This window comes from Aeromonas finlandensis, assembly GCF_000764645.1.
GTDB lineage: Bacteria > Pseudomonadota > Gammaproteobacteria > Enterobacterales > Aeromonadaceae > Aeromonas > Aeromonas finlandensis.
The window spans coordinates 1-9,415 of the sequence record NZ_JRGK01000085.1 but is presented as its reverse complement, the minus strand read 5'-3'; the positions used below and the strand labels follow the sequence as shown (position 1 = coordinate 9,415).

9 protein-coding genes and 1 pseudogene are annotated in these 9,415 nt (G+C 60.7%); 9 read left to right on the top strand and 1 reads right to left on the bottom strand.

The features are described from left to right. The 3 genes and pseudogenes from LD28_RS0109675 to LD28_RS0109665 form a co-directional block, all read left to right on the top strand. A pseudogene (locus LD28_RS0109675) lies at window positions 1-432 on the top strand (PLP-dependent aminotransferase family protein); the annotation flags it as partial. Window positions 433-486: 54 nt separating this feature from the next. Further along, entirely contained in the window at window positions 487-954 is a 468-nt protein-coding gene (locus LD28_RS0109670; protein WP_033136767.1) for a hypothetical protein, read from the top strand. 169 nt (window positions 955-1,123) lie between these two features. Then, entirely contained in the window at window positions 1,124-2,788 is a 1,665-nt protein-coding gene (locus tag LD28_RS0109665; RefSeq protein WP_033136766.1) for a response regulator, read from the top strand. A 128-nt stretch (window positions 2,789-2,916) separates the two neighbouring features. On the opposite strand, the gene LD28_RS0109660 is transcribed toward LD28_RS0109665, so the two are convergent. Beyond that, window positions 2,917-3,330 (bottom strand): CBS domain-containing protein, encoded by a 414-nt coding sequence (locus tag LD28_RS0109660; RefSeq protein WP_033136765.1) that lies wholly within the window; start codon window positions 3,328-3,330, stop codon window positions 2,917-2,919. 154 nt (window positions 3,331-3,484) lie between these two features. Here LD28_RS0109660 and LD28_RS0109655 point away from each other — a divergent pair, with 154 nt between their 5' ends. From LD28_RS0109655 to LD28_RS0109630, 6 genes are all read left to right on the top strand, one after another. Then, window positions 3,485-5,395, top strand: a complete 1,911-nt coding sequence (locus LD28_RS0109655; protein WP_033136764.1) for an ABC transporter ATP-binding protein — start codon at window positions 3,485-3,487, stop codon at window positions 5,393-5,395. After that, window positions 5,388-5,849, top strand: coding sequence for a DUF2390 domain-containing protein (locus LD28_RS0109650; RefSeq protein ID WP_033136763.1), 462 nt, complete (start codon window positions 5,388-5,390; stop codon window positions 5,847-5,849). The genes LD28_RS0109655 and LD28_RS0109650 overlap by 8 nt, the downstream gene beginning before the upstream one ends. Further along, complete coding sequence (locus LD28_RS0109645) at window positions 5,843-6,697, top strand: 23S rRNA (adenine(2030)-N(6))-methyltransferase RlmJ (protein ID WP_033136762.1); 855 nt, start codon at window positions 5,843-5,845, stop codon at window positions 6,695-6,697. Before LD28_RS0109650 ends, LD28_RS0109645 begins: the two co-directional genes overlap by 7 nt. A gap of 267 nt (window positions 6,698-6,964) precedes the next feature. Beyond that, on the top strand, window positions 6,965-7,330 hold the full coding sequence (locus LD28_RS0109640) for a DUF2061 domain-containing protein (RefSeq protein ID WP_033136761.1): 366 nt from the start codon (window positions 6,965-6,967) through the stop codon (window positions 7,328-7,330). A 190-nt stretch (window positions 7,331-7,520) separates the two neighbouring features. Beyond that, the gene (locus LD28_RS0109635) at window positions 7,521-8,117 is read left to right on the top strand and encodes an MliC family protein (protein WP_033136760.1); all 597 of its coding nucleotides are present in this window, start codon (window positions 7,521-7,523) and stop codon (window positions 8,115-8,117) included. 434 nt (window positions 8,118-8,551) lie between these two features. Beyond that, entirely contained in the window at window positions 8,552-8,980 is a 429-nt protein-coding gene (locus LD28_RS0109630; protein ID WP_033136759.1) for a VOC family protein, read from the top strand. The last annotated feature ends 435 nt before the right edge of the window (window positions 8,981-9,415 follow it).

The following is a 9,415-nucleotide window of genomic DNA, read 5'->3' as shown; positions in this document are numbered from 1 at the left end:
GCCCTGCGCAGCGCCTTCGCCCAGACCATGCGACTGTCGAGCTGGATGGTGAGTCCGCTGCTGATCGAGCTTGCCTGCAAAATGGTCAGTCAGCGCCAGATCATGCCGCTGGTCGAGCAGCAGCGAGAGATCCTCAAACGCCGTGGTGAACTGCTGCGCCACCTGCTGCCCGCCGCCCGCTGGCAGCCGGGCTGCATGCACGCCTGGCTGCCGCTGCCGGAGCCCTGGCGCAGCCAGCAGTTTGCTGCCGCCGCCGATGCTCTTGACGTCGGTGTGGCGAGCGGGGAGCACTTCGCCGCCGGCCAGTTTGCCGCTCCGCAAGGGGTGCGCCTGAGCCTGAGCCAGCCCGCCACCGACGCCCGGGTCGGCGAAGGGCTGGCCCGTCTGGCGCAACTGCTGCAGGGGACGCCCCCCAGCAATCCCCTGCTATAGTCAGGGCCAGCCGACGTGACCTTCACACTTCATCGTCATTGCCAAGGAGATGCCGTGCCCCCCATGAGAGCCGCCCTGCTGCTTGCCACCCTGTTGCTGGGTGGCTGCGCCTCGTCATCGACCCACCAGCAGTTGGGAGCCGCGCTCAATGGACTGGAAGGGGAGTTGCAACGGCTGGAAGAGGAGCTGGCGGCGATGAATGGCCTGCACTATCAAAAGGCGATCGATGCCCCCCTGAGCCTGCGCCGCGCGCTCGGGGCGCCGCAGCCCACGCCAGAAGGGCTGGTGCCGGTGGCCAGCAAGCTGGAGGATGGGCCGATCCTGCGCTATCAATACCGCCTGCCAGCGGGTATGGCGAGTCTGCCCCAAGACAACCTCTGCCAGCGCTACGAGTTCGAGCTGCGCCATCTGGGCCGCCTCGGCAAGCTGGAATTAAGCTGGCAGGGGGAACAGGGCAAGGGCTCGAGGCTGATCCGCCAGGCCGACTGCCCCTTTGCGGCGCAGGCCCGCCCTCGGCAATAACAGAGCGCAGCGCTGAGAGATGGCAATAACCGATTGAAATAACAGCTTATAGTGCCCCTTCCTCTACCCCACCGGCTACTGTCAATTTTTCACTCATCGGATGCTGGGACTATGTTCCCCTTGGGTCTACCATAATCAACTCCATGGTTTGCTCACAGGAAGTGCGTGCATGACGATACTGCTGCTCGAAGAGGATCCCCTGCTCCGTAGCGCCATCACCCGGGAACTGACCGAACAGGGTGTGCCCGCCGACCGGATCCACTACCACAGCCATCCGGGTCACGAGCGCAGTGGCCTGCTGGCCCTGCTGCAACAACAGCCTTTCGATGCCATTATCTGCCAACAGGACAAACAGCAGGGCCTTGAAGGGGCCCGGCTGCTGCACGAAGCGCACTATCTCGGTCTGCTCCAGCCAGCGTGCGTGCTGCTGTTGCTGGATGCCGACCAGAGCGAACCGGAGTTCCTCCCCTCGGATCTCTACTTCTCCCTCTATCTGCCGCTCCCCTTCATGACCCGGCAGCTCGCCACCGTGCTCGGCCAGCTGGTGAAGTTAAGCAGCCTGACCCGCACGCTGGCCGCCCCCATTCTGCTGCGGGAGTGGCAACTGGCCACCACCCTGTGCGAAGACCTGCTGTTTCAACGGGAGCATCGCTCGCTGACCCCCTGGCTGGATCGGCTCAAGGGCTACCTGCTGCTGCAATCGGCCGAGCGGATCACCACCGCCCAGCACTATGCCCTCTGCGCCAACGAGTATCAGGCGAGCTGGCCAAGGGCTGGCCTCTTCTACGCCATGCTGGGGCTGGGCAAGTTGCAGAGCGCCCAGACCGACTTGCAACGCCATCAGGCCAAACTGCCTGCCGCCACCCGGCTGGAGCTGACACTGGCCAGCCAGCTGCACCAGCATCAGTGGCAAGCGGCATGGGAAACCATGGTGGAACTGCAGCAGGCCCGCCCCCACCAGCCGCGCTGGCATCAGCTGGCCATGTCGCTCGGGCTGGTACTGCACGATGAGAAGAAGGTGCTGGAGCAGGCCAACAGCCTGACCCTGCGCTACTTCAGCGAACAGCGCATCCGGCTCACTATCGACAGCTTCATGCTCAATGCCAGTCTGGCGGTGTTGTGGCACGCCCCCTCCAGCAACCGGATCCGCTCACTGCAGCAGGAGTGGGAGCACCTCAAACGCACCGTCCACCTGCAACCCCACGAATATGAGCTGCTGCAGGCGCTGATGCTGGGGCTGGATTATCGCTTCGACGAGGCGCTGATCCTGATTGCCCACCACCAGCCGGATGAAGGGAGCGACAACCACCTTACCCTGCTGCTCGGCTTTGCGGTCAGCCAGTTCTGCGGTTTGCCCCACCACGCCCAGCGCTACCTGACCCAGCTGACCCATTACCGCGCCAGAGTGGCACCCCACCCCCTCACCCTGCAGCTGTTTCATCATCTGGTAGCCGAGTTGGGCCACCGTCTGACCGCGCGCGAACAGCGCCTGAGCGAGCTGCGCCAGACTCGTCACAAGGCAATGCAGGCCAACCAGTATCAGACCGCCCTGCAAGCCAGCTTGCAGTTGCAGGAAGAGTTCCCCGCCCTGCCCGGCGATGCCTGGCAACTGCTGGAGTTGCTGCAACACTGCTGGCCAGCGGGCATGGCCGCCCCCAGGGTAGCGCTGCTGGTCGACGCCCTGGAGCGACGTCTCAAACACAGTCCCGCGTTTCTGGAACAACATGCCCAGCAGTACCAGCGCACCCTGCAGGAGATCCGCACCCACCTGCAGCCGCATCTTTCCGGCAGTGGCCCCTCCTGTCTGATCGAGAGGCGACCCGAGTCGCAGTGATGCGGGCAGCACACCAACCGGGGCCGTCAGTGGTGCTCTATCAGTGGCGCTCGAATAGAGAGAGGGGAGCCTTGGCTCCCCTCTCTCTATGTTGGTTCTGTGTCTGCTTGGTGCGATGAGCGCCGGGCTTAACCCAGCGCGTCACTCTCCAGCGCCACCTTGAGAAAATCTTTCCAGCTGATGATGCCGACCAGGGCACCATTCTCCAGCACCGGCAGGCAGGAGACCCCCTTTTCCAGCATCAGCTTGACCCCATCACGTACCGACAAGTTCGGCGCTATGGTAATGAGCTGGCGGCTCATGATCTGGTGGGCCCGCTTGTTGAGGGTTTCGGTGTCACGGCTCATCTCGGCCTCGGAGTCGAGATAGGGGCTGATGGCACGGAACAGGTCCCGATCCGAGATCACCCCCACCAGCTCCTCCTCTTCCAGCACCAGCAGGTGGCGAAAGTGGGCCTGCTCAAAGATATCCCTGACGACATTGAGCCGATCATCCATTGAAACGGTGGCGACTCGGGTCGTCATGATGTCCCTGATAAGCATGTTAGCCTCCGGTATCCGAACTGGTTTCTCTGTTATGGCATGTTTTTGCAGCGCCAGCCAGTGGCCAGCCCTTCGCTACAGTGCAAATCTGCGTCATTTCACGTAAGATCTGCGCCAGTTTTTCTCCTCCATTTTGAGCAAGCAGATCCCACCCATGATAGTTGCCAGTCAAATCGAACTGATCCGCGGCGGCCGCAAGCTGCTGGACAACGCCTCCGCCACCATTCACCCCGGCCACAAAGTGGGTCTGGTGGGCAAAAACGGCTGTGGCAAGTCCACCTTTTTTGCACTGGTACGGGGCGAGCTGGCCATCGACAGCGGCACCTTCAGCCTGCCCGCTGGCTGGCAGATCGCAGGCGTCGCGCAGGAGACCCCGGCGCTCGACTGCTCCGCGCTCGAGTACGTGATCGACGGCGACAAGGAGTTCCGCTCGCTGGAAGCCCAGCTGGTGCAGGCCGAGCAGGATGACAATGGCCTGCTGGTGGCCGAGCTGCACGGTCGCCTTGATACCATCGGCGCCTACAGTATTCGTGCCCGCGCCGCCGAACTGTTGCACGGCCTCGGTTTCAGCGACGAGCAGCTCAGCTCGCCGGTGCGCAGCTTCTCCGGTGGCTGGCGCATGCGTCTGAACCTCGCCCAGGCGCTGCTCTGCCGCTCCGATCTGCTGCTGCTCGATGAACCGACCAACCACCTGGATCTCGACGCCGTCATCTGGCTGGAGAAGTGGCTCAAGGGCTATCAGGGCACACTCGTGCTTATTTCCCACGACCGCGATTTCCTCGATTCGGTCATCAGCCGCATCATCCATATCGAGAACGGCAAGCTCAACGAATACACCGGCGGCTACTCCGACTTCGAACTGCAGCGCGCCGAGCAGCTGGCCCAGCAGCAATCCATGTACGAGAAGCAGCAGCGGGAGATGTCCCACATGCAGGCGTATGTCGACCGCTTCCGCTACAAGGCCTCCAAGGCCCGTCAGGCCCAGAGCCGCCTCAAGGCGATGGAGCGGATGGAGAAGATCCTCCCCGCCCACGCCGACTCCGAATTCAGCTTCGAGTTTCGCGAGCCATCGGCCCTGCCGACCCCGCTCATCGCCATGGAGAACCTCTCTGCCGGTTACGGCGACAAGGTGATCCTGGAGAAGATCAAACTCAATCTGGTACCGGGTTCCCGCATCGGTCTGCTCGGTCGCAACGGCGCCGGTAAATCCACCTTTATCAAGATGCTGTCGGGCTCCAACCCGCCGCTGTCGGGCAAGCTGGAGGTGAGCGCCGGGGTCAGCATCGGCTACTTCGCCCAGCATCAGCTGGAGACCCTGCGCCTCGACGATACTCCGCTCGATCATCTGGCCCGCCTCGCGCCGGACAAATCGGAGCAGGAGCTGCGCAACTATCTGGGCAGCTTCGGCTTCCACGGTGACAAGGCGCTCGACAAGGTGGCCCCCTTCTCCGGCGGCGAAAAAGCGCGGCTGGTGCTGGCGCTGATCACCTGGCAAAAGCCCAACCTCTTGCTGCTGGATGAACCGACCAACCACCTGGATCTGGAGATGCGCCACGCCCTCACCATGGCGCTGCAAGGCTTCGAAGGGGCCATGGTAGTGGTGTCGCACGACCGTCACCTGCTGCGCACCACCACCGATGACTTCTATCTGGTGCACGGTGGCCGGGTCGAGCCGTTCGACGGCGATCTGGACGACTACCACAAGTGGCTCGGCGAGCAGGAAAAAGAGGCCAACGCCAAACCGGCGGATGGCCCCGTCTCTGCCAACTCGGCCGTGGCGCGCAAGGATCAGAAGCGGCGCGAGGCAGAGTTCCGGCAAGCGACCCGTCCGCTGCGTCAGAAGCTGGAGAAGCTCGAAGCGAGCATGGAGAAGCTGCAAGGCAAGCTTGGCGACATCGAGAGCCAGCTGGCCGATCCCGCCATCTACGAAGAGGGCGCTAAAACCAAGCTCTCCGAACTGCTCAAATCCCAGGGCCCCCTCAAGGAGCAGCTGGAAGAGGTAGAGCAGGAGTGGATGAGCCTCTGTGAAGAGCTGGAAACCATGGAGCAGGCCTTCTTTGCGTGACGAACAGCTGATGGCCAGCGAGCGGGTCGCAATACACGTGTTGCCGACGCCGATCGGCTTCTGGCACTGGAGCGGCAAGGTCTATGGTGAGCGCAGCCAGGATTGGCTCACCGTGCAGACGCTGGGGGGCAACGTCAATCTGGCGCTGCTGCTGCACCGGCTCGATCAGCTCGGCATCGTGGTCGATCTGACCGACCTGCAACCGGCGCTGGTGCAGACCGAAGCGGTGCTGACCCCGTGGCGTGCCCTGCGCCAGAGCGCCAAGGCACGACTCGACGAGCAGGAGTATCAGTCGATGCTGGCCCACGAGCTGGAGCTGGAGCGGCTGCAACAGGGTGTCCTGCTGCAGACCCTGCGCAGCCTCCCCCTGATCCGCGGCAACAGCCGCAATTTGTTGAACTATCTATCGTTACTGGGTGCCCAGCAGGGCCCCCTCAGAGATCTAATATGCTGAGCTACCGCCACGCCTTTCACGCCGGCAACCATGCCGACGTGCTGAAACACGCCGTTCAGGCCCTGATCATCGAGTCCCTCAAGAAGAAGGAGAAACCCTTCATCGTGCTGGATACCCATGCCGGTGGCGGTCTCTACGACCTGCGCGGCGACTGGTCCCAGAAGAAGGCCGAGTATGCCGACGGCATCGGCCGCCTGTGGGACGAGCGCGCCCAGTGGTCTGCCATGGCCCCCTATCTGGGCGTCATCGAAGAGATGAATCAGAACGGCGAGCTGCACTACTACCCCGGCTCGCCGGAGCTCTCCCGCCGCCTCACCCGCGAGCAGGACAAGCTGGCGCTGATGGAGCTGCACAACAACGAGGTCGAAGACCTGCGCGCCAATATGGGTTACGACCCTCGCGTGGCCGTGCACCACCGCGACGGCTTCGAGGGGCTGATCGCCCTGCTGCCACCGACCCCGCGCCGCGGGCTGGTGCTGATCGATCCGCCCTACGAGCTCAAAGAAGATTACTTCGCCGTGGTCGACACCCTGAAAAAGGCGCAAAAGCGCTGGGCGACCGGCATCTACGCCCTCTGGTATCCCATCCTAGGGCAGGAGGCGGACAAATCCCGCGACATGCTGCGCGCCATCAAGCGCGAAAACTTCGGCAACGTCCTGGTGGCCGAGCTGGAAGTGGCCGGTCAGACTGCCGATTGGGGCATGAACGGCTCAGGCATGCTGATCATCAGCCCCCCCTGGATGCTGGACGAGCAGATCGAAGCCTTCCTCAAACCCCTCTGTGCCAAGCTGGCCCAGGGTGCCGGTGCCCAGTACAAGGTAGAGTGGCTCAACAAAGCGGAAGCCTGAGCTGTCTGAAACCTGAAGCCTGAATAAACAGAGAAGCCCCGTTTTGGGGCTTCTCTGTTTTTTGCGCACCGTGCTTTTTGCACTGCACCACAGTTCGACGCCAGTACCAGTGGCGGCAACGGGCTCTCTCAGGCATAGGGATGAACATGGTGGTTCGGTGAGGCACGAGCTTGATAGGTTTTCTCTATTCCGGCAGTAGATGAGAATAGTTTTCATTTAGTCTAATTCTAGCGGATACTCATCTCATCAACAGAGGGAGCCGCCATCATGAAAAAGACCATCAGCTTTGCCATCCTGCACTTCGGTGTCGCCTTTACCGTGGCCTACCTGCTGACCGGTGAGCTGCTGACCGCCAGCCTGATCGCCCTGATCGAGCCCGCCGTCAACACGGTCGCCTTCTACTTTCATGACCTTGGCTGGCACAAGCTCAAGCCGGCCCACAGCCTGCAGGCCAAGACCAGCAGCTTCGCACTGGTCCACTTCAGCGTCGCTTTCGGGGTTGCCTTCCTGCTGAGCGGCGAGCTGCTCACCGGCGGTGTGATGGCGATGATCGAACCGGCCATCAACACAGTGGTGTTCTTCTTCCACGAGCGGCTGTGGCGCGCCCGCAGTCAGCAACTGGCGCTGGCCTGATCAACCGGGCAACCCGCCTCCCCCTTTATCGCAGCAACAAAAAACCCGACATTCCGGCCAGGAGTGTCGGGTTTTTCCCCATGGCAACGCTCGCAATGTCGCAAAAAATCGCTCGGCGGCCCTGCGCCCCTGTTTTGTGTTGTGTTGTAGAGTGTGCTGATATCCCTCTCTTTTTGCTGGAGTCTTTCCGATGAACAAGACCTTGCTTGCCGCCCTGCTGTTTACCCCCCTGCTGGCCAGTGCCGCGACCCCCTCCTTTGACTGTGCCAAGGTAGCCGGGGCGGTCGAAACCCTGATCTGCAAGGATGCCGGACTGGCTGCCCTTGATAACGAACTGGCTGCCCTCTATCCCAAGGCGATTGCGCAGCTCTCTCCGGAAGATCTCAAGAGCGAGCGAGCCATGCAGCGTGGCTGGATCAAGGGGCGCAACGACTGCTGGAAAGCCAAGGATCTGCGCCAGTGCGTGGAGGATAACTACCAGCTGCGGATCGCCGAGCTGCAGGTCACCGGCGGCCAGCTGATAGTGCCGGCGCCGGTCGATTACCAGTGCGGCAAGGCGGTCACCCTCTCCACCTACTTCTACAACGATGCCAAGATACCGGTCGCGGTGATCAACCTGAGCGAGGGCGACAAACAGCAGCAAGTGCTCGCCTATGAAGCTCCCAGCGCCAGCGGCGCCCGTTATGAAGGGCAAAACCTCGCCCTCTTTACCAAGGGGAAGGAAGCCACGCTGGAGCGTTACGGCCAGCCAACCCTCACCTGCACGGAGACCCCGAGCAAGGGTTGAACCTGATACGGAGCGGCACTGCCGCTCCGCTGCTTTGACAAAGCAAAAATCGAAAGCAACAAGCGGCGAGCAACAGTAAACCGCGCCTTCTACACCACCCCCTACCAACCCTTCATCTTCCCACTCAAGCCGCCCGCATCCCGCCAACCGGCGAACAAACAGCCTCATTAATTAATTTATTGATCTTGCTCAGTAATCGGCCATCTGGCCCTTTCCCTCCGCCTGCCCGCCGCTAATATACCCGATTGGCAACACACACCTCGTCGGAGTCTCCCATGAGCCATGCCAACCCCATCCCGTTGGTTAAAGGCAGCAGACTGGAGGCTGAAATTCAGGGGCGGTAGCCATGCCAAATTTTGCCCAGCCCCTTTTTGTCAAAGCAAAGCGACCGGCAAGCCGGTGGCCCATCCACAACATTCAAATCAAGGTGGTGTATGGAAACACAAACTCTGCATCGCGGTCGGCTGATCGACCATATCCAGCTGGTGGTGAGGGATCTGACCGCCAGCCAGCGCTTTTACACCGCCATTCTCGCCAGCCTCGATATTCCATTGGGCGGCACAGGTGACGGCTACTTCTGGGCAGACGAACTGTTTGTCACCGCTGTCGACAGTCCCGCCGCGCTGGGGGTGCTGACCGGTCGCCATCATCTCGCCTTTCAGGCGCAAGACCGCACCATGGTGGATCGCTTTTATCAGGCCGCGCTGACCCATGGCGGCAAAGATAACGGCGCTCCCGGCGAGCGCAATTATCACCCCGGCTACTACGCCGCTTTTGTCCTCGATCCTGATGGCAATAATATCGAAGCGGTGTATCACGGCGAGGCAACGCGCAGTGCTGGGTCGGTGGAGATTCGGTTTTAGCAAGAGTGCTGAACAACTATGATTTGGTCCGTCACCAAGGTATAGAAGAGCATTACATCTTGCTTAAAAGAGAGCTAATTTTCTTATTAACCTGTTTTCCCAATGGGCATTGTAGAAAAATAAGGATATAAATCAAACTCTGCCACCCACTTGAATAATGGTCGCAACATTATTTCTTTAAATAAACATTTCGTAACCTCGATGAGGCTATAATTAATTTCCCCAGAAGGTTAAACATATTTACTAACACATCAGTTTATCTAACAACCATTTATTTTAAAGTTGGATATGAGAGGGCATGTTGAGTAGTGATGTTCAGTTAATAGTGGCAGCGATTGAGGGATTACACTCCACTTATGTAAAAGATTATATTTTACCAATTGGTAGTGTTTTGGTTTCTGGCATGCTAGGTACAGGCGTTGCCTACTATACCGT

Bases quoted from the DNA above. Each gene is read 5' to 3' on its own strand.
- LD28_RS0109640 (WP_033136761.1), top strand. From the start codon at position 6,965: ATGAAAAAGACCATCAGCTTTGCCATCCTGCACTTCGGTGTCGCCTTT.
- LD28_RS0109630 (WP_033136759.1), top strand. From the start codon at position 8,552: ATGGAAACACAAACTCTGCATCGCGGTCGGCTGATCGACCATATCCAG.
- LD28_RS0109655 (WP_033136764.1), top strand. From the start codon at position 3,485: ATGATAGTTGCCAGTCAAATCGAACTGATCCGCGGCGGCCGCAAGCTG.
- LD28_RS0109660 (WP_033136765.1), bottom strand. From the start codon at position 3,330: ATGCTTATCAGGGACATCATGACGACCCGAGTCGCCACCGTTTCAATG.
- LD28_RS0109665 (WP_033136766.1), top strand. From the start codon at position 1,124: ATGACGATACTGCTGCTCGAAGAGGATCCCCTGCTCCGTAGCGCCATC.
- LD28_RS0109645 (WP_033136762.1), top strand. From the start codon at position 5,843: ATGCTGAGCTACCGCCACGCCTTTCACGCCGGCAACCATGCCGACGTG.
- LD28_RS0109635 (WP_033136760.1), top strand. From the start codon at position 7,521: ATGAACAAGACCTTGCTTGCCGCCCTGCTGTTTACCCCCCTGCTGGCC.